The 23,133-nt window shown below is 70.7% G+C and carries 23 protein-coding genes; 14 read left to right on the top strand and 9 right to left on the bottom strand.

The genetic code is table 11. From position 1 onward, the window contains the following. Nucleotides 1-10: 10 nt before the first annotated feature. Genes AC07OY_RS17325 through AC07OY_RS17310 form a run of 4 tightly spaced genes read right to left on the bottom strand, consistent with a single transcriptional unit; the run spans nt 11 to nt 4,329 of the window. Nucleotides 11-979: an alpha-ketoacid dehydrogenase subunit beta gene (locus AC07OY_RS17325; protein WP_495043852.1), complete on the bottom strand. Its 969-nt coding sequence runs from the start codon at nt 977-979 to the stop codon at nt 11-13. A gap of 12 nt (nt 980-991) precedes the next feature. Next, nucleotides 992-1,909 (bottom strand): thiamine pyrophosphate-dependent dehydrogenase E1 component subunit alpha, encoded by a 918-nt coding sequence (locus AC07OY_RS17320; protein ID WP_495043851.1) that lies wholly within the window; start codon nt 1,907-1,909, stop codon nt 992-994. A 12-nt stretch (nt 1,910-1,921) separates the two neighbouring features. Next, nucleotides 1,922-2,986, bottom strand: a complete 1,065-nt coding sequence (locus tag AC07OY_RS17315) for a hypothetical protein (protein WP_495043850.1) — start codon at nt 2,984-2,986, stop codon at nt 1,922-1,924. 11 nt (nt 2,987-2,997) lie between these two features. Further along, nucleotides 2,998-4,329, bottom strand: a complete 1,332-nt coding sequence (locus AC07OY_RS17310) for a hypothetical protein (protein WP_495043849.1) — start codon at nt 4,327-4,329, stop codon at nt 2,998-3,000. Nucleotides 4,330-4,826: 497 nt separating this feature from the next. On the opposite strand from AC07OY_RS17310, the gene AC07OY_RS17305 reads away from it, so the two are divergent. The 4 genes from AC07OY_RS17305 to AC07OY_RS17290 all read left to right on the top strand — a co-directional run bounded on the left by AC07OY_RS17305 (nt 4,827) and on the right by AC07OY_RS17290 (nt 7,985). Then, entirely contained in the window at nt 4,827-5,309 is a 483-nt protein-coding gene (locus AC07OY_RS17305) for a hypothetical protein (RefSeq protein WP_495043848.1), read from the top strand. After that, nucleotides 5,309-5,791: a hypothetical protein gene (locus tag AC07OY_RS17300; protein WP_495043847.1), complete on the top strand. Its 483-nt coding sequence runs from the start codon at nt 5,309-5,311 to the stop codon at nt 5,789-5,791. The genes AC07OY_RS17305 and AC07OY_RS17300 overlap by 1 nt, the downstream gene beginning before the upstream one ends. Beyond that, nucleotides 5,788-7,161: a GAF domain-containing protein gene (locus tag AC07OY_RS17295; RefSeq protein ID WP_495043846.1), complete on the top strand. Its 1,374-nt coding sequence runs from the start codon at nt 5,788-5,790 to the stop codon at nt 7,159-7,161. Before AC07OY_RS17300 ends, AC07OY_RS17295 begins: the two co-directional genes overlap by 4 nt. 83 nt (nt 7,162-7,244) lie before the next feature. Beyond that, complete coding sequence (locus AC07OY_RS17290) at nt 7,245-7,985, top strand: substrate-binding periplasmic protein (RefSeq protein WP_495043845.1); 741 nt, start codon at nt 7,245-7,247, stop codon at nt 7,983-7,985. Here AC07OY_RS17290 and AC07OY_RS17285 read toward each other — a convergent pair. Genes AC07OY_RS17285 through AC07OY_RS17270 form a run of 4 tightly spaced genes read right to left on the bottom strand, consistent with a single transcriptional unit; the run spans nt 7,977 to nt 12,656 of the window. Beyond that, the gene (locus tag AC07OY_RS17285) at nt 7,977-8,369 is read right to left on the bottom strand and encodes a RidA family protein (RefSeq protein WP_495043844.1); all 393 of its coding nucleotides are present in this window, start codon (nt 8,367-8,369) and stop codon (nt 7,977-7,979) included. The two genes, AC07OY_RS17290 and AC07OY_RS17285, sit on opposite strands and share 9 nt — an antisense overlap. After that, nucleotides 8,366-10,327, bottom strand: coding sequence for an amidohydrolase family protein (locus tag AC07OY_RS17280; protein WP_495043843.1), 1,962 nt, complete (start codon nt 10,325-10,327; stop codon nt 8,366-8,368). The genes AC07OY_RS17285 and AC07OY_RS17280 overlap by 4 nt, the downstream gene beginning before the upstream one ends. Then, nucleotides 10,324-11,385 (bottom strand): dipeptidase, encoded by a 1,062-nt coding sequence (locus AC07OY_RS17275; protein ID WP_495043842.1) that lies wholly within the window; start codon nt 11,383-11,385, stop codon nt 10,324-10,326. Before AC07OY_RS17275 ends, AC07OY_RS17280 begins: the two co-directional genes overlap by 4 nt. After that, nucleotides 11,382-12,656: an MFS transporter gene (locus tag AC07OY_RS17270; RefSeq protein WP_495043841.1), complete on the bottom strand. Its 1,275-nt coding sequence runs from the start codon at nt 12,654-12,656 to the stop codon at nt 11,382-11,384. The genes AC07OY_RS17275 and AC07OY_RS17270 overlap by 4 nt, the downstream gene beginning before the upstream one ends. Nucleotides 12,657-12,742: 86 nt before the next feature. On the opposite strand from AC07OY_RS17270, the gene AC07OY_RS17265 reads away from it, so the two are divergent. The 7 genes from AC07OY_RS17265 (at nt 12,743) to AC07OY_RS17235 (ending at nt 20,174) form a co-directional block, all read left to right on the top strand. Further along, on the top strand, nt 12,743-13,351 hold the full coding sequence (locus AC07OY_RS17265; protein ID WP_495043840.1) for a TetR/AcrR family transcriptional regulator: 609 nt from the start codon (nt 12,743-12,745) through the stop codon (nt 13,349-13,351). A gap of 186 nt (nt 13,352-13,537) precedes the next feature. Then, nucleotides 13,538-14,491 carry a sugar kinase gene (locus AC07OY_RS17260; protein WP_495043839.1) on the top strand — a complete coding sequence of 318 codons (954 nt, stop codon included), beginning with the start codon at nt 13,538-13,540 and terminating at the stop codon, nt 14,489-14,491. 7 nt (nt 14,492-14,498) lie between these two features. After that, the gene (locus AC07OY_RS17255; RefSeq protein WP_495043838.1) at nt 14,499-15,815 is read left to right on the top strand and encodes a pectate lyase family protein; all 1,317 of its coding nucleotides are present in this window, start codon (nt 14,499-14,501) and stop codon (nt 15,813-15,815) included. Further along, on the top strand, nt 15,812-17,410 hold the full coding sequence (locus AC07OY_RS17250; protein WP_495043837.1) for a family 43 glycosylhydrolase: 1,599 nt from the start codon (nt 15,812-15,814) through the stop codon (nt 17,408-17,410). Before AC07OY_RS17255 ends, AC07OY_RS17250 begins: the two co-directional genes overlap by 4 nt. Before the next feature lie 10 nt (nt 17,411-17,420). Next, nucleotides 17,421-18,377, top strand: a complete 957-nt coding sequence (locus AC07OY_RS17245) for a TRAP transporter substrate-binding protein (protein WP_495043836.1) — start codon at nt 17,421-17,423, stop codon at nt 18,375-18,377. Further along, nucleotides 18,374-18,868 (top strand): TRAP transporter small permease, encoded by a 495-nt coding sequence (locus AC07OY_RS17240; RefSeq protein ID WP_495043835.1) that lies wholly within the window; start codon nt 18,374-18,376, stop codon nt 18,866-18,868. The genes AC07OY_RS17245 and AC07OY_RS17240 overlap by 4 nt, the downstream gene beginning before the upstream one ends. Nucleotides 18,869-18,878: 10 nt before the next feature. Further along, on the top strand, nt 18,879-20,174 hold the full coding sequence (locus tag AC07OY_RS17235) for a TRAP transporter large permease (protein WP_495043834.1): 1,296 nt from the start codon (nt 18,879-18,881) through the stop codon (nt 20,172-20,174). Here AC07OY_RS17235 and AC07OY_RS17230 read toward each other — a convergent pair. Beyond that, the gene (locus AC07OY_RS17230) at nt 20,171-20,935 is read right to left on the bottom strand and encodes a substrate-binding periplasmic protein (RefSeq protein ID WP_495043833.1); all 765 of its coding nucleotides are present in this window, start codon (nt 20,933-20,935) and stop codon (nt 20,171-20,173) included. The two genes, AC07OY_RS17235 and AC07OY_RS17230, sit on opposite strands and share 4 nt — an antisense overlap. 71 nt (nt 20,936-21,006) lie before the next feature. Here AC07OY_RS17230 and AC07OY_RS17225 point away from each other — a divergent pair, with 71 nt between their 5' ends. The 3 genes from AC07OY_RS17225 (at nt 21,007) to AC07OY_RS17215 (ending at nt 23,130) form a co-directional block, all read left to right on the top strand. Beyond that, on the top strand, nt 21,007-22,104 hold the full coding sequence (locus AC07OY_RS17225) for a dienelactone hydrolase family protein (RefSeq protein ID WP_495043832.1): 1,098 nt from the start codon (nt 21,007-21,009) through the stop codon (nt 22,102-22,104). Between the two features lie 97 nt (nt 22,105-22,201). Then, nucleotides 22,202-22,780, top strand: a complete 579-nt coding sequence (locus AC07OY_RS17220) for a hypothetical protein (protein ID WP_495043831.1) — start codon at nt 22,202-22,204, stop codon at nt 22,778-22,780. Nucleotides 22,781-22,809: 29 nt separating this feature from the next. Further along, entirely contained in the window at nt 22,810-23,130 is a 321-nt protein-coding gene (locus AC07OY_RS17215) for a hypothetical protein (RefSeq protein ID WP_495043830.1), read from the top strand. The last annotated feature ends 3 nt before the right edge of the window (nt 23,131-23,133 follow it).

The raw sequence follows: 23,133 nt of genomic DNA, 5'->3' as shown, positions 1-23,133 counted from the left end.
ATTCCTCCGTTCAAGCAATCAGGGTGTGGGTGTTCATCAGCGCCCGTGCGCGGGCGGCGATCTGTTCGGGTTGGGGGACGGCGGCCTGCTCCAGCGGCCAGCTGGCCAGGGCCGGCGCGTCGGGGCCGGTCAGACGCAGGGGAGCGGCCTTCAGGTCGGCGAAGGCCTGTTCGGCGGTGGCGGCACAGAGCTCGGCAGCCAGGCCGCACAGGCCGCTCGCTTCGGTCACGCACAGGAGGCGGCCGGTCTTGCGCACCGAGGCGAGCACCGTGGCGGTGTCCAGCGGCTTGAGGCTGCGCAGGTCGATCACCTCGGCCTCCACGCCTTCGGTTTGCAGCGTCTGCGCGGCGCTCAGGCAGTGGTGCACGGTCTTGCCATAGCCCACCAGCGTGATGGCATCGCCACGGCGGCGCACGGCGGCGCGGCCGGGCAGCAGCAGTTCGTCGCCGGCCACCTCGCCGGGCGCGTGGGCCAGGCCGATGTCGCTGAACAGCAGCGTGGGCCGCGGCTGCTGAAGCGCACCGGCCAGCAGGCCGGCGGTGTCAGCGGGTGTGGACGGCATCAGCACCTGCAGGCCCGGCGTGTGCACGAACATCGCCTCCAGGTTGTGGTTGTGCTGGCCGCCGATGGACCAGCCGGCGCCGGTCTGGGCCAGCAGCACGAGCGGGAACTCGAACTGGCCGCCGCTCAAGGGCCCGAGCTTGCCGGCGCTGTTGACGAGGGCGTCCATGGCCAGCATCAGGAAGGGCGAGAACAGCAGGTCCACGACCGGACGCAGGCCCATCGCCGCCGCACCCACCGCGCAGCCGACGATGCTGGCCTCGGCCAGCGGCGTGTTGCGCACGCGCTCGGCGCCGAAGGCCGCCAGCAGCTCGGGGTTCTTGGTGGCCACGCCCTCGCCGAGGAAGATGACGCGTTCGTCCGCCGCCATCGCGCGGTGCAGCGCGGCGATCAGGGCCTGTTGGGATGTCTGTTGCATGGTGGGGCTCCTTCAGGCGATCTGCGGCCAGGGCGCCGCGAGCGCGGCTGCGTAGGCCTGGGCAATGCGCCGGCAGGCCGCGTCCTTGCGGCCGGCGAGTTGCTCCGCGCCCAGGCGCAGCCGCTCCGCCTGGCGCTTGATGGGGTCGCGCGCCAGCCAGTGCGCGTGCTCGGTGGCGCAGACATAGGCCTGGTCGTCGGGCTCGAAATGGCCGCGCTGGCGGTAGGTGGTCAGCTCCAGCAGGCGCGGCCGGCCGTCGTCGCGGATGGCGGCCACGGCCTGGGTGGCAGCGGCATGCACGGCCTCGACATCGTTGCCGTCGATGACGTCGACGGCCGCCAGGCCATGGCCGCGCACCCAGTCGGCGACCTGCTCGCCAGGCATGGTCTCGCGGCGGTGCACATAGGCCTGCCACTGGTTGTTCTCGCAGACGAAGAGCAGCGGCAGGCGCCAGGTGGCCGCGAGGTTGACGGCCTCGTGGAAGATGCCCTGACAGGCCGCGCCGTCGCCGAAGAACACGGCGGTGATGCCGTCCGGCTGGGCACCCATCTTCTGGGCGAGTGCCACGCCGGGCGCCAGGCTCAGCCCGCCGCCGACGATGGTGGAGGTCAGCACCACGCCCAGCTCGCGGGCCGAGATGTGCAGCGAGCCGGCATGGCCGCCGCAGTAGCCGCTGGCGCGGCCCAGCACCTCGGCGAGCAGGCGCTGGGGATCGGCGCCGCGGGCCAGCAGATGGCCTGCGCTGCGGTGGTTGCTCAGGATGCGGTCGTTGGGCCCCAGGGCGCCGACAACACCGACGGCGCAGGCCTCCTGGCCGACAGAGGTGCAGGTGCCGGGCTGCTGGGCGGACGTGGTGGCGGCGAGTTGTTCCTCATAGGCGCGGATCAGCAGCATGGCGTCCAGGCGGGTGAGTGCATCGGAAGTCGTCATCGCGATCTCTTTTCAGTTCAGTAGCGCGGCGAAGCGCTGCAGGTCCAGCGCGGCGACGGCGTCGCGCATGGGCTGGGCATAGGCGGGGTTGTTGGGATGGCTGCTGGCGCAGACGGTCAGCAGCTGGATGCGGGTGCGGTTGCGGCCATCCCAGGGGTAGGCCGGGTCCAGCTTGACGAGGCGCTTCAGCGGCCGTGCGGCTTCGGCAGGCGTGGGCAGGCGATGGCGGCCCGTGCCCAGGCGGTAGGGCTCGGCCAGTTGCTCGGCGCCCATGCCGGCGCGGGTGCGACGCAGGTCCTCGAGCTCGTCGGCCTGCATCTGGCGGGCCTTGGCGATCTGCGCGTGGTGGGCCGCCTCGCCGGCCTTGCGCTGGCGGGCCACCATCAGGAGCGCCTCGGCGGCCTTGGCGTTCTGCGGCCGGATCTGCTCGGCCTGGCGCTCGGCGGCGGCCAGGTCGAAAGGCTGCAGGACACGCTCGTTGCGGCGATCCTCCTCAGCGAGCTTGCGCTGCTGCTCGCGTTCGAAATAGGCCAGCATCTCTCCGACCGTGACGGGCACCCAGGGGATGCGGCGCTCGGGGGCGATGACGGCGCAGCCGCGGTAGACCGGCCAGCCCTGCATGGGCTCGCCGCGCTCGCCCTCGAGGTAGGCACTGAGCTGTTCGTCATGCGCCCAGCGGTTCATCGTCGCCAGCGGCGAGTTGATGAAGACGCTGAATCCGGCACGCGGGCCGATGCGCTGGGCGGCCTCGGCGTGGATGTCGCAGTCCCTGCCGATCCAGGTCTTGGGGCCGAAGCCCTGGGCGTGGATGACGGCCTCGCGCGGGCGGCGCGTGGGCTCGTCCGAGTCCAGCACGGCGCGCGTGATGCGCAGGCGCACGTCGGGCAGGGCCAGCAGGCCCGGGTTGGGCCTGGCCTGTTCCTCGAAGGCATCCATGGCCGCATGCAGGGGCTTGAACGAGGCGTGGCGGACCGGCAGGCCATCGTTGCTGATGGGCTCGGCGGCATCGGCGGCCCAGCAATGGGCCTGGGCGGCGCCGGCGGCGAGCAGCAGCGCCAGGAACGGAACGTGCTTCATGGCGGGGCCCTTCATTGCGGGGACAGCGTCCAGCGCAGCCGGGCGGCGCCCGACACGCCGTCGAACTCGCGGTGGCTGTCCGGGTCGACGAACTCGGTGTTGACGCGCCGGCCCAGCTCGGCGGGCAGCAGGCGCTCCTCGCCGAACTGGCGGCGCCCGGCCAGTGCATAGCCGGCGATGCGGAAGGACAGGCCGCTGACATTGGCTTCCATGTCGTTGGAGCCGTCCTTGCCGGTGTGCACATGGCGGGCGCGCACCGGCACATAGCCGACGTAGTCCAGCTTGCAGGTCGCCAGGTCGACGAAGGCGCGCAGCGTCGGCACGGCCTCATGGGTCAGCGGCGCGCCCTGGGCGGTCACCTGGATCGTGCTGAAGACGATGGCGCTGCTGTAGAACTGGTCGACGCTGACCACGCCGGTGTCGGCGGCGCCCGTGAACCAGACCTGGCCGACCGGCGAGATGGCCTCGCGCAACAGCTTGCCGCCGACGCGGGCAAGGTGGGCATAGCGGGCGCTGCCCTGGTTGTCGGCACCGGACCAGTGGTAGTCCAGCTCCAGCCCGACATTGAGCTGGCTGACGCCTTGGAGCCAGTCGCAGCCGGCCTGGGGATCGATGACGGTCAGGTGGGCGACGAGGTCGACCGGCCCGTCGATGTTGTCGAAGGGATCCTGGTAGCGCACCGACACGGCCACCGGGTTCTGCGCCGGCAGCGCGGCGGGCGCACGGTAGGTCCGCTTCGCCGTCGCCAGGTTGCCGCTGTCGGTCAGCGTGCCGACGCTGGCATTGCCGCCCGCCACGCCATTGGCAGCCCAGCCGTCCGTGCCCAGGACCGCGCCGGCATCGGTGTCGCAGGCGAAGTGTTCTTCCTGGCCGGGCATGGATGCCTGGCCGGCGCGGCCGCAGATCATGACCGTCACGTCCCGGGTCTGCTGCAGGCCGACGTCGGCAGCGCCCGGCCGCAGCTGCACCCCGGCCACCAGCGACCAGTCGCTGAAGTGGGTGGTCGTCGTGCGCACGATGCCTTCGCGGTCCGTGCCCGACTTCGCGCTGCGCCAGATGCCGTCGGCGCCCTGGGTGGCAATGCGCAGGTGCTTGGCGCCGCTGCGTTCAGCGGCGGTCGGCAGCCATTCAAGCGTGATGGGCTGCTTGGCCTGCAGGCCTTCGGGCTGGATGCGCCAGGCCGCCCCCCGCGCGCCGGGTGCCTTGTTCTCGATGGGTTGCAGCGTGACCAGCTGTTCGCTGGCGAAGGCGCCGGCCGGGACGATGACGGCGAGGCCGTAGTCGGGTGCGTCCAGCCGGCCGCCGGCGGCGCCGATGCGGGAGCTGGCGGCGATCGGGCCCAAGGGCACGCCGACCGCGGTGGCGGCAGGAGTCGGGGCTGGAGCGGGTGCAGGCGCCGGGGCTGGGGTCGGCGCGGGCGCCGGGGCTGGGGTCGGCGCGGGCGCCGGGGCTGGGGCTGGAGTCGGGGCTGGGGCTGGGGCTGGGGCGGGGGCCGGTGCCGGGGTCGGCGCGGGCAAGGAAGTCGGCGAGCCCGCGTCGCCGCCACCGCCGCAGGCCTGCAGCAGGGCGACGGCGAGCAAGGCGCTCAACAGGGGGGCGGGACAGCGGTTCATGGGAAGGCTTTCGGTTTCGGTCAAGGCTCCGCCCTGCCGAGGTCCAAAAGGCCTCGGCCGGTCGGGGACTGGGGGAATGGGTCAGTGGCGCCGGTCTCTGTCCGGCATGGGCTCTACTGTGGTCGGGGCGCGTCAGGCGCGCTGCTAGTTCTCGGCTAAGCGCTTGTTAAGTCTTTGCTAACTGCCACCCTGCCTATCATTCGGGCTCTCTCATGACGAGACCCACCTTGCCCCGCCTTTCTCCCGACTGGGCCGCCCACCTCGAAAGCGGCGTCTCCCACCGCCTCGGCGGCGCCCACGCCGACGGCCAGCCCGAGATCTGCCGCGCCCTGGCCGCCCAGGCCCTGCCCGACGGCCGCATCGAGGTGCTGCTGGCCGCGAACGTCGGCGACCGCCTGCTGGATGCCGTACGCGCCAGCAGCCGCATTGCCTATGTGGCGGCCCAGCCGGGCAGCCATGTCACCTTGCACGTCAAGGGTGTCGACGCCGAAGCCTTTCACGCCACGCCGGCCCATGCCGCGCTTTTCGAGCGCAACCGTGAGCGCTTCATCGCACGCATCGAGCCCTATGGCTTCACCCGCGAGGCCATCATGTCGGTCTGGTACGACCTCGCGGTGAGCCAGCTCGCCGGTGTGCGCTTCACCCCCTGCGGCGCCTGGGATCAGACGCCCGGCCCCGGCGCCGGCACCCCCGTGGAGCTGCTGCCCTGATGGCCCGCCTGCCGCAAGCCTGGATCGATCACCTCGCGCAGGGGCCGGCGCTGCGCGTGGGCAGCACCACGCCCGAGGGCCAGCCCGAGCTGGCCTTCGCCCATGCCGCCTGGGTGCTGGAAGACGGCCGCGTCGAGCTGCTGGTGCTGAAGCGCCATGGCAGCGAACTGCTCGCCGCCATTGCCGCCACTCACCGCATCGCCGTTTCCGCCGGCCTGCCCAGCAACAACCGCGTGCTGCACGTCAAGGGCGTGGACGCCGAGGTGCTGGCGCCGCGCGAGGAGCATGGGCCGATGTTCGCCAACTACTTCGAGACCTGGCTGCGGCAGATCGAGGCCTTCGGCGCCGACCGCCGCCGCATCCATGCCACGCTGGGCGAGTTGTCGCTCGCCCACCTCGATTGCGTGCGCTTCACACCGCTGGCCGCCTGGGACCAGACCCCCGGCCCCGGCGCCGGCCAGCCCGTGGACCTCATCCCATGAACGACACCCCACAACCCGAACGCCGCGCGCTGAAGCTGCGCGATGTGCGCCGCCTGCTCGAAGGCGTGATCCCGCCGGCCATGTGCTCGGTGGGCACCGACGGCATGCCCCACGTCAACTACCTGTCGCACGCCGAGTACATCGACGACGATCATGTGGCGCTGACCTACCAGTTCCTCAACCGCGCCCGCGCCAACATCCTCGCCACCGGACGCGTGGCCCTCAGCGTCGAGGACCCCATCACCGGCGTCTCCGTGCTGCTGCAACTGCGCTACGAGCGCACCGACACCGAAGGACCGGTGTTCGAGCGCCTGCGCGCCAAGCTCGCCGGCATTGCCGCCCAGACCGGCATGGAGAAGGTCTTCCACCTGCGCGGCGCCGACGTCTACTTTGTGGAGTCGCTGCGCAAGCTGGACCCCGTGCACCCCCTGCCCGCGATGGCGCCGCGCTGCGACCTGGCGGCCGGCGTTCGCAAGCTGAGCGAACAGCTCGCCGAGGCGCCCGACCTGCGCAGCCTGGTGCAGGCCTTCACCGAGGGCCTGCAGCGCGACCTGCGCATCAGCCATGCCATCCTCTGGCTGCTGGACGAGCAGCGCCAGGGCCTCTACACCCTGGCCAGCATCGGCTACGAGCTGGCCGGCAGCGGCGCCGAGCTGCCCCTGGCCGAGGCGGGCCTGGCCGGCGTGGCCCTGCGCGAGAACATCCCCATCCGCATCGGCCACATGAGCCAGATGTGCAGCTACGGCATGTCCTGGCGCAACAAGGCCGAGCAGCTGGGCCTGCAGGCCGCCATGGCCGACACCATCCCCCTGCCCGGCCTGGCCGCGCCACGCAGCCAGCTGGCCGTGCCGCTGCGCGCCCGTGGCCGCACGGTGGGCGCGCTGCTGGTGGAGAGCGAGCACGACCAGTTCTTCAGTTATGACGACGAGGACGCGCTGACGGCCGTCGGCGCCCAGCTCGCCCAGGGCCTGGCGGCGCTGCGCACGGCGGAACTTGTCGAAGAGGCCGTGGCCGCCGCGCCGGCCGCGCCGCATGCCGGGGGCAAGGCCCTGCGCATCCGCCACTACCCGCGCGACCACAGCGTCTTCGTCAACGACGAGTACCTCATCAAGGGCGTGGCCGGCGCCATCGTCGCCAAGCTGGTGCGCGACCAGATCGACAGCGGCCGCGAGGCCTTCAGCACCCGCGAGCTGCGCCTGTCCGGCGGCGACCTGCGCCTGCCCGAGGTCCAGGACAACCTCGGCGTGCGCCTGCTGCTGCTGGAGCGCCGCCTGGCCGAGCGCGACTTCGGCCTGCGCATCGAGCGCGCCGGCCGCGGCCAGTACCGCCTCATCGCCAGCGGCCCGCTCAGCCTGGTGACCGAGGGCTGAAGCACTGCTAACACCCGGTTGCGCGGACCGCGCCGGATGAGCTACCTTTGCAGTAGAGCGCAAGATGCGCCGCAAGGTGAGGCATGGACGCAGGCAGTCCCGAATCCGCCGGCAGACGCCGGTTGCTCGCCGCAACGCTGGCGGGCCTGGCCCTGCCGCAGGCGCGGGCGGCCGAGACCCTGGTGGTCACGGCCGTCAACAAGACCGGGGCCAGCGCGGTGGCCGCCCGGCTGTTGACCGAGATCTACCGCCGCACCGGCCTGGGCCTGCAGATCGATGTGCAGCCGGCGCCGCGCGCCAGCCTGACGGCCCTGTCCGACAAGGCCGATGGCGAGCTGATCCGCATCGCCAGCTATGGCCAGACCTACCCCCAGCTGCTGCGCGTGGACCCGAGCTTCTACCGTGTCAGCGTGCGCGCCTATGCCCTGCCCGCCCGCGCCGTCAGCGTGCAGTCGCGCGACGATCTCAAGCACTACTCGCTCGGCTCCATCCGCGGCATGGTCTATGTGCAGGAGATGACCGAGCACCATCCAGCGCTGACGCTGACGCAGAACCCGCTGCAGCTGTTCCGCATGCTGGCCGCCGGCCGCATCGACGTGGCCCTGTGCACGACGCAGGCGGCCCAGTCCTCGCTGGCCGAGCTCGGCCTCAAGGACCTGGACAGCTCGCCCGACCTGGCCCGCTTCGACCTGCACCACTATCTGCACATCCGCCGCAAGGACATCGCAGCGCGCGTGGCCGAGGTCATCCGGCGCCTGCGCGACAGCGGCGAGCTGGAGCAGCTCACCGCGCAGTACGAGGCCGCGCTGCGCGAATCAGGCTGAATCGGCGGCGATGCACTCGATCTCGACGCGCGCCCCCAGGGCCAGGCCGTTGCAGCCCAGGGCGCTGCGCGCCGGCAGCGGCGTGTCGCCGAAGAACTCGCGGTAGACCTCGTTGAAGGCCGGCCAGTCGGCCATGTCGGCCAGCATCACGGTGCAGCGCACCAGGTGCTGCAGATCCAGGCCCTGGCCGCGCAGCACGCTGCGGATGTTCTCCAGCGTCTGCCGCGCCTCGGCTCGCAGGCCGCCTTCGACGAGCATCAGCTGGCCCGGCACATTGCCGAGCTGGCCCGAGAGATAAAGCATGGGGCCGACGCGCACGCCTTCGGGGAAAGGCACGCTGGCCGGCACGACCTGGCCGCTGTTGAATCGTTCGATCTTGTTCATCGGGGCCTCATTCCCATGGCTTGTTCCAGAGCCGCCGGGTCATAGACCTGGCCGCCCTTGATGGTGCGATACACGCGGCGGATGTCGCTCATGTCCTTGAGCGGGTCGCCGTCGACCAGGATCATGTCGGCCAGCTTGCCCGGCGCGATCGTGCCGCGATCCTTCTCGACGCCGAGCACGCGGGCCGGCGTCAGCGTGGCGATGCGCAGCACCTCCGCGTTGGGGATGCCGGCCCGCGCATACAGCTCCAGCTCGCGGTGCAGGCTGTAGCCGGCAAAGCCGTCGCTGCCCGGCATCAGGGTGACGCCGCCATCATGCAGCTGCTTGAGCATGCGCAGCAGGCCCGGCAGGGCCTGGGCGTAGACGGCCTCCTTGCCGGCCGGCACGGCGACGGCACCGGACAGCTGGCGGCGCTTCACCACCGTCGGGAAACGCTGCACCACCGGCCGCAGCGCCGGCGCGGCGCGCGCGGGCTCGCCCGAGAACAGGCCTTCGAGCACGACCATGGTCGGGTCCAGCACGGTCTGGTGGCGGCGCAGGAAGGCGACGAAATCCTGGAAGCGGCCATCATTGAAATCGAACTGCGCGAGGCGATCGGCCAGCACCGTGTAGCGGTCGCGGGTGCGCGTGTCCTTCACGTCGGGGAAGAAGTTCAACAGGACGAAGTTCAGGTGCTGGATCTCGTCCGCCCCGGCCTCCACGAAGGCCTGGGCATGCGTGAAGGCGGGCACATGGCCACTGACGCGCAGGCCGCGCTCGTGAGCGCGGTCGGCCACGGCCGCAACCAGGGCCGGGCTGAAGGACGAGTAGATCTTGACCTGGGCATAGCCGTGGTCGGCATACCAGTCCACCGCGGCACGGGCCTTGTCGGCCGTGTCGACCTTGACGTCGGTCGGGCCGGCCAGCGGGCCCATGCCTTCGATGATGCCCGCCAAGGTCACCCGCGGGCCGAGTTCCGTGCCGGCGTCAAAGCGCTTCACCCGCGCCAGCATCGGCAGGTTGTCGTTGGCCATGTCGCGCGCGCTGGTCACGCCGGCGATCAGGTCGAAGACGCCGTCGACATTGCTGAAATGCTGGTGCACGTCCCACAGGCCCGGCATCAGCAGCCGGCCGTTGGCGGCGATGACCTCGGCGCCGGCCGGCACCTCGAGATCGGCGTCGGGCTCGACACGCACGATGCGCTCACCGCGCACCAGCACGCTCATGCCGGCGCGCACGCTCAAGGAGACGGGGTCGAAAAGCCGTGCGTTGCGGATCACCAGCCCGCCCTTGGGCTTGTGGGTGTGCTGTTGGGCGAGGCGGGCATGCCAGGCTTGGTCGGCCGCCTGCTGGGCGCGCTGCAGTTCCGCCAACGCCGGCAGCAGCGGCGCTTCCAGCACCTCGAACCAGTCGTCGACGACGGCGGCCGTATCGCCCTTGTCGTCCAGCCAGACTGGCACCGGCGTGAACTCGATGCCGCTGATGCGGTAGAGGGTCAGCTTGCGGCCCGCCGCGTCGACATCGGCCCCGCCCTCCAGCCAGGCTTCGCCGGCCGGCAGCAACTTCAGCCGCCGCCCCGGCGCCTTCAGCAGGGCCCGCGTCAGCACGCCCATGAACTCGGGCGGCGGATTGGCGGGCAGGTAGAAGCCGCTCGAGCGCGTCTCGCCCGTCTCGATGCGGTTGCGCCAGCGGGCCAGGCCGCCGGCGTCGCGCTCGAAGCGCTCGCTGAACTCGACCTTCCAGTAGTCGTTGCCCTGGGCTTCGTAGCGGGTCGGCAAGCCGTTCGCATCCAGCCGCCAGCGCGCCTGGATGACATCGCCGCGGCCGCGGTCGTTGAAGCGGTAGTCGGCGGCCGTGACGCCAGGCTCCGGGCTGGACAGGGTCTGGGTACCGGCGGCATTGCCGTGGATCTGGACGCGGTCCTCGCGCGCGCAGGCGGCGCTGGCGACGAGGGCCAGCGCAACGAAGAGCAGCTTCATTGCCAGGCCTCGGCCATGACGCGGCGGAAGTTGCCGCCCAGGATCTTGTCGATGCGGGCCGCGCCATGCCCTCGCGCGGCCAGCAGCTCGGCCAGCTCGATGAATTGCATCGGGCCACAGAGGTCGGGCAGGAAGAGGCTGACATCGGGCGTCTCGCCCGGGGCGCCTATGCCCATGCTGCGGCGCAGCTCGGTCTCGGCGGCCAGCATCGCGCGGTAGGCGGCCATGTCGTCGATGGCCGTGGTGCCGCCATCGGTGCCCAGGCCGACATGGTCCTCGCCGCAGACGTCGATGGCGTGCTCGAGGTGGTTGATGAGGTCCGACGCCAGCGGCTGGCCGGCCAGGCGCAGATAGGGCATGAAGTAGAGGCCGACGACGCCGCCCTTGTCGGCCAGCAGGCGCAGCTCGGCATCGCTCTTGTTGCGCGGATGGTCGGCCACGGCGCGGCAGCCGGTGTGGGTGATGGCCAGCGGCCGGCGCGCCAGGCGCAGCGCGTCCAGGCAGGTCCGCTCGCTGCTGTGGCTGAGGTCCACCAGCACGCCCTCGGCCTGCAGGCGCTCGACCACCTGGGCACCGAAGGCGCTCAGGCCGGTGTCGTCAGCCACCGTCGCACCGCAGCCGACGGCGTTGCGGCCGTTGTAGGTCAGCTGGATGACGCGCACGCCCAGGCTGGCGAAGTGGGCCACGCAGTCGACGCTGCTGCCCAGCATCTCGGTGTTCTGGAAGCCGTAGATGACGCCGATCTGGCCGGCCGCGCGGGCCGCGTCGATGTCGGCGGCGGTGTGCACCTTGCGCAGCAGCGTCGGCCGGGCCCGGATGAAGGCGTCCCAGCCGGCGATGTCGGCCAGTGTCGCCTCGAAGGGTTCGGCGCTGCCAGCCACATGGCCCAGCGTGATGTTGACGGCCGTCAGGCCGGCAGCGCGGGCATCGCACAGGGAGCGGTCGTCGACATGCTGGCCCGTGCTGGTGTAGGCCATGGCGCTGCGGTCGCCGGCGCTGGGCTGGATGCGGATATTGGGGTTGTCGAGGACACCCAGGGCGTTGATGACGAGGTTCATGGGGACTTGGGTTTCAGCAGGGGCAGCAGGATCAGGCAGGCCAGGCCGGTCAGGGCATCCAGGCCCAGCGTCGCGGCATAACCCCATTGCTTGACGGCATAGCCCTGCCAGACGACGCTATAGGTGATGGAAAGATTGGTCAGCGCCATGTAGGCGGAGAACTGGGTGGCGGCGACGGCGGGCCGCGTGATGCCCATGAAGAGGGCCACGCGGGCGCCATAGATGAAGCCGAACAGCAGCTGGTGGATGACGACGGCGGCCATGAAGGCCGTGACCAGGGCCGCCGGCGCCGCCTGCCCGGGCGCCCAGCCGTGGCGCTGCAGCTCCAGCATCAGGTAGAGCCCCGGCAGGCTCAGCATCAGCACATAGACCGCCATCGCATGGCGCAGGTTGACGCGATCGGACAGCCAGCCGCCGGCGATGCAGGTCAGGGCCGTCGCGGCCTGCGAGGCCGTGGCCAGCCAGGCGATCTGGTCGTTGGACAGGCCCAGGTCGACGGCCAGGTTGGACTGCAGCCCGCGCTGCAGGGCCATGGCCGCGATGGGCAACAGAGCGAACAGCAGGCCGGCAAAGGCCAGGCGCGAACCCAGCAGGGCCGTCAAGGCCTGGCGCAGGAAGCCGGCCACCTCGCCGGCCACGGCGGCCATGCCAGCGGAACGCGGCGCCTGGGCGCTGGCCTCCTCCCGCATCGGCAGGACCACCAGCACCATGACGGCCAGGATGGTCAGCGCCAGCACGACGATGCCCGCCTCGAAGCCGATGCGGCCCATCATCAGCAAGGCCCCGCCGCCGCCCACCAGCACGCCCAGGGACTGGCCGCCGAACATCATGCCGCTGGCGAAGGCGCGCTCGTCCTCGCGCAGCGTGGTCACGGCCAGCGCGTCAACGGCCACGTCCTGCACGGCGCCAAAGAGGTTGTGGACGACGAGCAGAGCCGTGAACAGGCCGAGCTGGGTTGCCAGGTCGAGGCGGGTCAGGCCCAGCAGCGACAGCACCATCATCAGCTGGGCGCCAAGGATCCAGCCGCGGCGCGGGCCGAAACGCCTGGAGGCGATCAGGTCGACGAAGGGGCCATAGACCCATTTGAAAGCCCAGGGCAGCAGCACCATGCCGAGGAAGGCGCCGATCTCGGCCGTGCCCATGCCCTGGCGGCGCAGCTGGGTCGCCACGGCCGTCATCGCGAAGCCTATGGGCAGGCCTTCGGTCAGATACATCAGGAAGAACGCCGCAATGCGCCCCTTGCGGGATGCCAGCAGATTGGGCAGTCGCATCGATCCTCCGTGTCTCGGCTCGAAAACGATTCTAGAATTTCGTTCTAATGAGCCGACCCCGTGCTTCTACTGCCCCGAAAGCCGCGTTGAACGCCGCGCTGGAGCGCGCCTGCCCCGGCCCGCGCGGCGCGAGCCGGCGCGCGGTGCTCAAGCATGCGCTGGCCAGCTTCAACGCCAGCGGCATCGAGGCCGCCACCATCGAGGACCTGCGCGCCGGCAGTGGCCAGAGCGTGGGCACGATCTACCACCACTTCGGCAACAAGGAGGGCGTGGCGGCCGCCCTCTTCCTCGCCGGCTTCGACGACCAGAGCCGCGCCATCGCCGAGCGCACGGCCGGCGCGCCGGACGCCCATGCCGTCGTGGCCGAGCTGGTGGCCGCCTATGTCGGCTGGGTCACGGCCCTGCCCGAGCTGGCCGCCTTCCTCTTCATGGCCCGCGAGACTGTCGCCCAGGGGCCGCATGGCGAGGAACTGCGCGAGCGGCTGGAGGTGCGCTACGCCCCCATCGACGCCCGTCTGGCCGAAGGGGTACGCGAAGGCCTGATCACCGAGCTGCCCACGGAGCTGATCCCGGCCCTGGTGCTGGGCGGCGCCGAGTCCTATTGCCGGGGCTGGCTGGCCGGCCGGCGCCGGGCCAGGCCGACGGCCTATGCGGGCCTGCTGGCCGAAGCCGCCTGGCGCAGCATCGCCGTCTGACGCGACGCTCGGAGCCAAGGCCGGGCAGGCCTGGCTTGATGCCCCACGGCGGGAGGGAACGCCGGTGTCGGCCCGGGCGCGCAGTGCCCCCATCCAATCAAGTCCTTGAGCAGGCGGGGTAAACCATGTGATCAAAATGGACCGGGTCAGATATCTTTATTGAACCGTTGTTTCATTTTTTGATTCGTGAACACTTCTTCCGCGCCCGCCGCCCGGCCGGTGTCCATTGCCGCCTTGGGCGAGTGCATGCTGGAACTGCAGGGCCAGGCCTTCGGCCAGCTGCGTCAGAGCTTTGGTGGCGACACCCTGAACACCGCCGTCTACCTGGCCCGCTGCGGTGGCGACCATCTGCGCGTGCACTACGCGACGGCCCTGGGTGATGACTCCCTGAGCAGCGGCCTGCTGGAGCGTTGGAGTGCCGAGGGCGTGCAGACCGGCCTGGTGCAGCGCCTGCCCGGCCGCGTGCCCGGCCTCTACCTGATCGAGCTGGACGAGGGCGGCGAGCGGCGCTTCCACTACTGGCGCGGCCAGGCGGCGGCAAGGGCCTATTTCGACACCGCGACCACAGCCCTGGAAGAGCAGGCCGATGCGCTGGACGCCCTCTATCTGTCCGGCATCAGCCTGGCCATCCTGCCCCAGGCCGGACGCGAGCGCGTGCTGGCGCTGATGGCGCGCATGCGGGCCAGCGGCAAGCTGGTGGCCTTCGACAACAACTACCGCCCCAGGCTGTGGGACTCGGTGGCCGATGCGCGCTACTGGTACCAGCGCGCCTTCGCCGCGGCCGGCGTCGCCCTCATCACGGCCGACGACCACCAGGCCCTGCATGGCTTCGCCGATCTCGACACCGCCGTCACCGCGGCCCAGGCCCTGCCGGTGGCCGAGATCGCCATCAAGCGCGGCGCCCTGCCCACGCGCGTCGGCCTCAACCATGTCTGGCAGGACGTGGCCACCGAGACGGTGGCCCGCGTCGTCGACACGACGGCGGCCGGCGATTCCTTCGCGGCCGGCTATCTGGGCCAGCGCCTGCGCGGCGCGGCGCCGGCGGAGAGCGCCGCCTTCGGCAACCGGCTGGCGGCCCGCGTCATCCAGCACCCCGGCGCGCTGATCCCGCGCGAGGCCATGCAAGACCTGATGGGCTGAACCCGCCATGCGAATCCTCTGCACGCTGGCCCTGGCGGCCGGCCTCTGCCACGCGCAGACGACAACCGCGCCCCTGCATCCCGCCACCTATGTGCACGCCGGCTGGGCGCAGACGACGGGCGGCCAGGGCGGCCGGATCATCCGCGTGACGACGCTGGCGGCCGAAGGCCCGGGCAGCCTGAAGGCGGCCCTGGACACGCCGGGCCCGCGCATCGTCGTCTTCGAGGTCGGCGGCGTCATCGACATGGGCGGCAAGAGCTGGAAGCTGCGCGAAGGCAAGCTGACCGTCGCCGGCCAGACCGCGCCCGACCCCGGCATCACCCTGATCAAGGGCGAGCTGGAGGTGTTCGCCAAGGACGTCATCGTCCAGCACATCAGCCTCCGCCCCGGTGCCTATGGCCGCGCCAAGCGCAGCGGCGGCGACCATGACGGCCTGTCCACCGGCGACGGCGCCGAGCGCGTCATCGTCGACCACTGCAGCTTCTCCTGGGCCACCGACGAGAACCTGTCCGCCGGCGGCCGGCGCTTCGAGGGCGCCACGCCCGACGACTGGCGCGCCCACACCTCGCATGCCCTCACCTTCAGCCACAACCTCATCTACGAGGGCCTGGGCGAGGCCGTCCACCTCAAGGGCGAGCACAGCAAGGGCTCGCTGATCCACGACAACGCCACGCAGATCCTGCTGCTGGGCAATGTCTATGCGTCCAACCGCGAGCGCAACGCGCTGTTCAAGGGCGGTGTCTGGGGCGCGATGGTCAACAACCTCATCTACAACCCCGGCGCCCGCGCCGTCCACTACAACCTCATCGCCCACGAGTGGGTGGGCCGGCCCTACCAGGTCGGCAAGCTCACGCTGGCCGGCAATGTCTACCGCGCCGGGCCCGGCACCGAGCGCAACCTGCCCTTGTTCACGCTGGGCGGCGTCGGCGATGTGCAGCTCTACGAGCAGGACAACATCGCCGTCGACCGCCAGGGCCAGCCCCTGCCGATGACGGGCAAGTACACGACCAGCGCCGACATCATCGCCGTGCGCCAGCCCTATCTGCCGCCGGGCCTGAACTGGCTGCCGCCGCGCGAGCTGGAGAAGCTGCTGCCGCTGTATGTCGGCTCGCGACCCTGGGCGCGCGACCCGCTGGATTTCAAGCAGCTCAGCGACATCGCCGAAGACCGCGGCCAGCTCATCGACGACGAGACCCAGAACAACCCGGATGGCCTGCCCCGACGCAAGCCGACGCAGCGCACCTTCGTCGAGGCCGACTGGAATCTCGCTGACATGGCGCCGAAGGCGGGCTGGCAATCGCTGTTCACGCAGGTCTCCCGATGAGGCTGTTGCGCCGCGAGCTGCTGGCCTTGCTTGCGGCGCCTCCCGCCTTTGCCGCCGACTGCGCCGACGCGCCGGGCCAGCCCTATCTGCCGCCCTGCCGCCCCTGGCCGAAAGGCATCGAGGGCCAGCGCAAGGCCGATCTTGGCGACGGCCGCTTCATGAACCCGGTGCTGGCCGGCGACCGCCCCGATCCGTCCGTGCTGAAGGACGGCGACGACTACTACCTGACCCACTCCAGCTTCGAGGCCGTGCCGGGGCTGCTGATCTGGCATTCGCGCGACCTCGTCAACTGGCGGCCGCTGGCCAACGCGCTGCATGAAGCCGTCGGCAGCGTCTGGGCGCCCGACCTGTGCAAGCACAACGGTCGCTACTACCTCTATCTGCCGGTCAAGGCCCAGCCCAACGACATCCTCGTCATGTGGGCGGATCGCATCGAGGGCCCCTGGTCCAAGCCCGTCGCACTGGGCCTGCCGCGCCACATCGATCCCACCCATGTCGCCGACGAGAACGGCCAGCGCTGGCTCTTCCTGTCGGGCGGCGATCAGGTGCGCCTCAGCGACGACGGCCTGAAGCTCGCCGGCCCCATCGAGCATGTCTACGACCCCTGGCGCTACCCGGAAGACTGGGACGTCGAGAGCTTCTCGCCCGAGGGACCCAAGATGCTGCGCCATGGCGGCTGGTGGCATATGTTGCTGGCCGTCGGCGGCACGGCGGGGCCGCCGACCGGCCATATGGTCATCGCCGCGCGCAGCCGCACTCTTGAAGGCCCCTGGGAGCAGGCGCCGCACAACCCGCTGATGCGCACGCGATCGCCGCGCGAGCGCTGGTGGTCGCGCGGCCATGGCAGCCTGGTGCAGGGGCCCGACGGCGGCTGGTGGATGCTGTACCACGGCTACGAGAACAGCTTCCATACCCTGGGCCGGCAGATGCTGCTGGCGCCGGCTCGCTTCAGCGCCGACGGCTGGTTCCATGTCGATGCCGATGACGGCGCGCCCCTGCCCAAGCTCAAGGGCGGCCAGGCACTGCCCCATGGCCAGGCCCTGTCGGACGACTTCGGCGGCACGACGCTCAAGCCCCATTGGCAATTCCTCAGCGGCAGCGGCCAAGCGCCGCGCGCCCGCGTGGCGGAAGGCAAGCTGCATCTGCGCGCGGCCGGCAGCAAGGGCCCCGGCGACAGCCCGCCGCTGGGCTTCATCCAGGGCGATCCGGCCTTCGAGATGGAGTTCGACCTGGACATCGACGAAGGCGTGCAGGCCGGCTTGGTCATGTTCTACAGCCCACGCCTGTACGCCGGCATGGGCGCCAATGCCAAGAGCTTCCAGCTGCACCGCTACGGCCAGGACATCCGCGCCGTGCCCAAGCCCGCCGGCATCGCGCGCCGCATGCAGCTCAAGCTGAAGTGCGTGCGCCACGTCCTGACCCTCTACAGCCGTGCCGACGCCGCCCAGCCCTGGAGCAAGTTCCCGGTGCAGATGGACGTCAGCGGCTACCACCACAACACCGCGGGCGGCTTCGCCAGCCTGCGCCCCGCGCTCTACGCCGCCGGCAGCGGCGAGGCGCGCTTCTCGAACCTGCGCTACCGCGCTCTCGACTAGGAGACAAGCCATGAAGAAGTTCATCCCCCTCATCGCCGCCCTGCTGGCAACTTCAGCCAGCGCGCTGGAGCTCAAGTCCGCCGACGTGCACAACAGCGACGACTACCCCACCGTCGTCGCCGTCAAGCACCTGGGCCAGCTGCTGGCCAAAAGCAGCGGCGGCGCGCTGACGGTCAAGGTCTTCAACAAGGGGGCCCTGGGCAGCGAGAAGGAGACCATCGACCAGGTCAAGCTCGGCGCCCTGGCGATGACGCGCGTCAACCTCGCGCCGCTGGCGGCCATGTGCCCCAAGACCCTGGTGCCCTCCCTGCCCTTCCTGTTCCGCGACACGGCCCATATGCGCAAGGCCTTCGACGGTCCGGCCGGCGAGGAGATCCTCAAGGCCTGCGAGCACCAGGGCATGGTGGGCCTGGCCCTGTACGACTCCGGCGCCCGTTCCGTCTATGCGCGCAAGCCCATCAAGACCCTGGCCGACATGAAGGGGCTGAAGATCCGCGTGCAGCAGACCGACCTGTGGGTGGCCGCCATGACGGCCCTGGGCGCCAATCCCTCGCCCATGCCCATCGGCGAGGTCTACACCGGCCTCAAGACCAGCCTCATCGACGCGGCCGAGAACAATGTGCCGAGCTATGACGGCTTCCGCCACTTCGAGGCGGCCAAGTTCTACAGCCGCACCGAGCATTCGATGACGCCCGAGGGGCTGTTCATCAGCAAGCGCATCTGGGACAAGCTGACGCCCGACCAGCAGAAGCAGCTGCGCGAGGCCGCCAAGGCCTCGGTCACGGTCGAGCGCGAGAAATGGGACGCGCAGGAAGCCAAGGCCCTGGCCGCCGTGAAGGCCGCCGGCGCCGAGATCGTGCAGCCCGACCGCGAGCCCTTCCGCCAGGCCGTGCAGCCGGTCATCGCCAAGTTCGTCAATACGCCGGAGCTGCAGGCCCTGGTCAAGGCCATCAACGAAGTCAAATGAGCGCCTACACCAAGCTCTGCGCGGCGCTGTCGCGCTGGTCGCTGCGCGCGGCCGTGCTCGGCCTCGTCATCCTGGTCGTCTGCGTGCAGTGGCAGGTCATCGGCCGCTATCTGCTGAACGACTCGCCGACGTGGACCGAGCCCGTCGCCCTGCTGCTGGTGCTCTACATCACCGCCCTGGCCGTGGCCGTGGGCGTGCGCGACGCCGGCCACCTCGGCATGGAGTCCCTCGTCGCCCTGCTGCCCAAGGCGGCACAGCGCGTGGCCGAAGGGCTGATCCACGTCTGCGTCATTGCCTTCGCCCTGCTGATGGCCGCCGCCGGCTGGGAATGGCTGACGCTGAAATGGGCCGAGCCCAAGCCCTTGCTGGGCGTGCCCGAGGGGCTGGACTTCCTGCCCCTGGTCATCTCCGGCGTCCTCATCGTGCTGTTCTGCATCGAGCACCTGATCGCCCTCTTCCGCGGCCAAGCCATCGAAGAGGCGGGGGTCTGACATGGAAGGCATGGAACTCTGGATCATGTGCGGCAGCTTCGTGCTGCTGTTGCTGCTGGGCGTGCCGGTGGCCTTCGCCATCGGCCTGTCCTCCGTCGCCACGGCCTTCGCGGCTGACCTGCCCATGGCCATCGTCTTCCAGAAGATGGTGGGCGGCATGCAGGTCTTCTCCTTCCTGGCGATTCCCTTCTTCATCTTTGCCGGCGAGCTGATGCTGCATGGCGGCATCGCCGAGCGCATCGTCAACTTCGCCAACCGCCTGGTGGGCCATGTGCGCGGCGGCCTGGGGATGAGCAATGTGCTGGGCTGCACGCTGTTCGGCGGCGTGGCCGGCTCGCCGCTGGCCGATGTGTCGGCCATGGGCTCGGTGATGATCCCGCTGATGAAGCGCGAGGGCTATGACGCCGACTACGCGGTCAACGTGACGACGCACGCGGCCCTGGTCGGTGCGCTGATGCCGACCTCGCACAACCTCATCATCTATGTGCTGGCCACGGCCGGCATCGCGGCGGTCAGCGTCTTCAACCTCATCCTGGCCTGCCTGATCCCGGCGGCGCTGCTGACGCTGTCCAACCTCGTCGCCGCCTATGCGGTGGCGCGCAAGCGCGGCTACCCCACGCATGGCGCCTTCCCCGGCTGGTCGGCGGTGTTCTCGGCCTTTGTCGCGGCCCTGCCCGGCCTGCTGGTCATTGCCATCATCCTGGGCGGCATCCTGAGCGGCGTGTTCACGGCCACCGAGTCGGCCGCCACGGCCGTCTGCTGGGCGCTGATCGTGACCGGCATCGCCTACCGCTCCTTGTCCTGGCACGGCTTCCTGGCCGCCTGCGCCAAGGCCTGCAAGACGACCGGCGTCGTGCTGCTGCTGATCGGCATCTCGGCCGCCTTCGGCTACTTCATGGCTCTCTATGAAGTGCCGCAGAAGACCGGCGAATGGCTGGAACAGATGAGCGGCAACCAGGCCTGGCTGATCTTCCTGTGGGTCAACGTGCTGCTCTTCGTGCTCGGCACCTTCCTGGACATGGCGGCCACCATCCTGATCTGCACGCCCATCTTCCTGCCCATCTGCATGAAGGCCGGCATGGACCCGACGCAGTTCGGCGTCGTCATGCTGCTGAACTGCGCCCTCGGCCTGAACACGCCGCCTGTGGGCAGCACCCAGTTCGTCGGCTGCGCGATCGGCGGCGTCAGCGTCGGCCAGGTCATGCGCTCCATCGCGCCCTTCTACGGCGCCCTGCTGGTGACGCTGCTGGCCGCCACCTACATCCCGGCGCTGTCGATGGCGCTGCCGAAATGGGTGGGCGGCTAGAGCCCCGGATAACGGGCCATGACCTGGCCCCATTCCGGCAGTTGCCGCGCCCGCTGCAGGCCGTGGTTGAGCCGCGCGAGCAGGTCGGGCCTGAGCTCGATGGCCCGCCGGGCGACCAGCAGGTGCACGGGGCTGACGACCAGCTCCAGCACCACCTCCAAGGCCTCGCCCGGCTCGCGCGCGGCGCGCAGCAGCAGCGTCGCCGGATCGTCGATGACGTAGTCGACCCGGCGGCCGCGCAGGGCCGACAGCGTCAGGTCGTTGGCATACAGGGGCTGCAGCAGGCGCTGCAGCTCCGGGTCCTCCAGCTCGCGCCGCACCGCCACCGGGAAGGCCACGCCGCGGATGTAGCCGATCCTGGCCGGCCGGCCCTTGAGCTCGGCCAGCCGGTGCAGCGGCGCCGTGCCGGCCAGGCCCAGCAGGGCCACGCGTTCGTTGCGATAGGACTGGGTGAACTCGGCGAAGCCCATGCGCTCCGGCGTCGGGGTGGCGGAGGGGATGAGGTCCAGTTCCCCCTGGGCCGCATCGGCCATCTGCCGCGCCCAGGGCCGGCGCAGCCATTGCAGGCGCTCGCCCGCGGCTGCGGCCAGCAGCTCCAACAGCTCGATGTCCAGGCCCTGGGGTCCGCCGTTGGGGCCGGGGCGCTGGAAAGGCGGGTAGTCGCTCCAGCCGATGCGCAGCACGGCCTTGCCGTCGTCGCCCCAGGCCCACGCTCCCGGCAGGGCCAGGGGCAGGAGACAGGCTTGGCGGCGGCGCAGCATCACGGTTTCTGGGACGGGGAACGCCTCCCGACTCTGGCACAGCGCCAAGGGCTTGAGGCTCCAGTCAGACCATGAGCAGCACCGTCCGTCGCCGCCTGCTCGCCGGCATGGCCCTGTCAACGCTATCGCCGCTGCTCGGCCGCGCCGCGGGGCTGGACGACAGCCTGTCCCGCCTGCAGCAGGCCTGGCGCCCGCGCCTGGCCTGGCGGCCCGATGCGGGCTGGCGCCGCGAGGCCCTGGCCACGGCGCGACGACTCGTCCTGCAGCCCGGCGACGATGGCAGCGGCTTCGCGACCGGAATCCTCGCCGAGCAGGATCGCGGCAGCCATGTCGCCCAGTCGCTGAGCTTTCGCGGCGCGCTGGGCGAGCGTCTCCCCGCCCTCTTCCTGCGCCCGGCCGGCTCGGGCCCGCATCCGGCCGTGCTGCTGCTGCACGACCACGGCGCGCGTTTCGACATCGGCAAGGAAAAGCTGATCCGCCCGCTGTCCCCCAGCCCGGCCGCCGAGGCCTGGACGCAGCGCTATTTCGGCGGCCGCTTCGTCGGCGACAGGCTGGTGGAGGCCGGCTTTGCGGTGCTGGCCGTCGACGCCCTCGGCTGGGGCGAGCGCAGCCGGCCCGGCTTTGCCCGCGACGACCAGCAGGCCCTGGCCAACCACCTGCTGCAGCTCGGCCACAGCTGGGCCGGCCTCATCGCCAGCGACGACCTGCGCTCGCATCGCTGGCTGCGCGAACAGCCTGGCGTCGACCCGAAGCGCGTGGCCGTGCTGGGCTTCTCCATGGGCGCCTTCCGTGCCTGGCAGCTGGCCGCCGTCTGCGAGGAGGTCTCGGCCTGCGTCGCCGCGCACTGGATGTGCACGCGCGAAGGCCTGCTGCGGCCGGGCGAGCACACCCTGGTGGGGCAATCGGCTTTCAGCATGGCGCACCCGGGATTGGCGGCCGAGCTGGACCACCCGGATGTGGCCGCGCTGATCGCGCCGCGGCCACTGCTGCTGTTCGGGTCGCCGCAAGACAAGCTGTTCCCCTGGGATGCCACGCAGGCGGCCTGGCGGCAGCTCGAACGGGCCTGGCCCGAGGCAGGCGGATTCACGGCGCGTGCCGCCCCAGGCGGGCACCACTTCGACGCGGCGCAACAGGTCGCCTCCACAGCCTGGATGAAAGCCCGGGGCTGAGGGTCGTCCTTCTGTTGGCATAGTTGCCTGCGGCCCGGCCACGCGCCAGGTCCCAAAACACGACGCCCAGCAGGGCGCCCACTCCAGGAGGAAGCCGATGACCACCGTCGAACCCGAGTCGCCCCGCTTCGTGGTCGATGCAACGCCGCAAGGGCTGCGGGCCACACTGCCCGCCGGGCGCAGCATTCCCACCATGCTGTTCCTCTGCGTATGGCTGGTGGGCTGGGCCTTCGGCGAGGTGCAGGTCACGCAGCAGTTGCTGTCGCCGTCGGAGAAGACACCTCAAGCCTTCCTGCTCGTCTGGCTGGTTGGTTGGACGCTGGGGGGCGCCGCCACGCTGGCCACCCTGGCCTGGCAACTGGCAGGCCGCGAAGTCATCACCCTGGGCGGCGGCGTGCTGGCCTATCGCGTCGAGGCCTTGGGCATCGGTTTCACCAAGCACTACCGACTGGCCGACGTCAAGCGCCTGCGCCCGTCCGGTGCACCCGCTCAACCCTTCGGCTCGCAGGGCGCCTGGGTCCCGCCATTCTTCGGCGCGGGCAGCGGCGCCATTGCGTTTGACTATGGCGCTCGCACCATCCGCTTCGGCGGCGCGCTGGAGGAGGCAGAAGCAGGGATGCTTGTCAGGCAACTGGGCGCAAGCACGCCACAGGTTCATGATGCGCTGACATCCTGAATCAGCAGCCGCCAAGCCAAGGACGCCCCATGAACGAACTGCTCGCCGCCTACCGCTACACGACCAACAACTACGCCCAGATCGAGAAGAGCAAGCGCTGCGGCTGCTGCAACTGCCTGCAGATCTTCAGGCCCGATGCCATCGTCGGCTGGACCGGCCTGACGGTGCAGAACATGGAAGACCCCAAGGCCATCGCCGAGCAGACCGCCATGTGCCCGCACTGCGGCAGCGAAGCCGTGATCGGGGACGGCTGCGGCTTCCTGGTCACGCCCGACTTCCTGACGCGCATGAACGAGGCCTGGTACCAGAGGACCATGATCCACCGGCCCAAGCCCAAGGCAGCGCCCTGAGGC

The organism is Roseateles sp. GW821-FHT09H10, from assembly GCF_059415865.1.
The sequence above is the reverse complement of the archived record's forward strand: the minus strand, read 5'-3'. Positions and strand labels throughout refer to the sequence as shown.

Bases quoted from the DNA above. Each gene is read 5' to 3' on its own strand.
- AC07OY_RS17245 (WP_495043836.1), top strand. From the start codon at position 17,421: ATGAAGAAGTTCATCCCCCTCATCGCCGCCCTGCTGGCAACTTCAGCC.
- AC07OY_RS17275 (WP_495043842.1), bottom strand. From the start codon at position 11,385: ATGAACCTCGTCATCAACGCCCTGGGTGTCCTCGACAACCCCAATATC.
- AC07OY_RS17220 (WP_495043831.1), top strand. From the start codon at position 22,202: ATGACCACCGTCGAACCCGAGTCGCCCCGCTTCGTGGTCGATGCAACG.
- AC07OY_RS17320 (WP_495043851.1), bottom strand. From the start codon at position 1,909: ATGACGACTTCCGATGCACTCACCCGCCTGGACGCCATGCTGCTGATC.
- AC07OY_RS17325 (WP_495043852.1), bottom strand. From the start codon at position 979: ATGCAACAGACATCCCAACAGGCCCTGATCGCCGCGCTGCACCGCGCG.
- AC07OY_RS17290 (WP_495043845.1), top strand. From the start codon at position 7,245: ATGGACGCAGGCAGTCCCGAATCCGCCGGCAGACGCCGGTTGCTCGCC.
- AC07OY_RS17315 (WP_495043850.1), bottom strand. From the start codon at position 2,986: ATGAAGCACGTTCCGTTCCTGGCGCTGCTGCTCGCCGCCGGCGCCGCC.
- AC07OY_RS17250 (WP_495043837.1), top strand. From the start codon at position 15,812: ATGAGGCTGTTGCGCCGCGAGCTGCTGGCCTTGCTTGCGGCGCCTCCC.
- AC07OY_RS17300 (WP_495043847.1), top strand. From the start codon at position 5,309: ATGGCCCGCCTGCCGCAAGCCTGGATCGATCACCTCGCGCAGGGGCCG.
- AC07OY_RS17255 (WP_495043838.1), top strand. From the start codon at position 14,499: ATGCGAATCCTCTGCACGCTGGCCCTGGCGGCCGGCCTCTGCCACGCG.
- AC07OY_RS17295 (WP_495043846.1), top strand. From the start codon at position 5,788: ATGAACGACACCCCACAACCCGAACGCCGCGCGCTGAAGCTGCGCGAT.
- AC07OY_RS17285 (WP_495043844.1), bottom strand. From the start codon at position 8,369: ATGAACAAGATCGAACGATTCAACAGCGGCCAGGTCGTGCCGGCCAGC.
- AC07OY_RS17240 (WP_495043835.1), top strand. From the start codon at position 18,374: ATGAGCGCCTACACCAAGCTCTGCGCGGCGCTGTCGCGCTGGTCGCTG.
- AC07OY_RS17215 (WP_495043830.1), top strand. From the start codon at position 22,810: ATGAACGAACTGCTCGCCGCCTACCGCTACACGACCAACAACTACGCC.
- AC07OY_RS17225 (WP_495043832.1), top strand. From the start codon at position 21,007: ATGAGCAGCACCGTCCGTCGCCGCCTGCTCGCCGGCATGGCCCTGTCA.
- AC07OY_RS17230 (WP_495043833.1), bottom strand. From the start codon at position 20,935: ATGCTGCGCCGCCGCCAAGCCTGTCTCCTGCCCCTGGCCCTGCCGGGA.
- AC07OY_RS17280 (WP_495043843.1), bottom strand. From the start codon at position 10,327: ATGAAGCTGCTCTTCGTTGCGCTGGCCCTCGTCGCCAGCGCCGCCTGC.
- AC07OY_RS17235 (WP_495043834.1), top strand. From the start codon at position 18,879: ATGGAACTCTGGATCATGTGCGGCAGCTTCGTGCTGCTGTTGCTGCTG.
- AC07OY_RS17270 (WP_495043841.1), bottom strand. From the start codon at position 12,656: ATGCGACTGCCCAATCTGCTGGCATCCCGCAAGGGGCGCATTGCGGCG.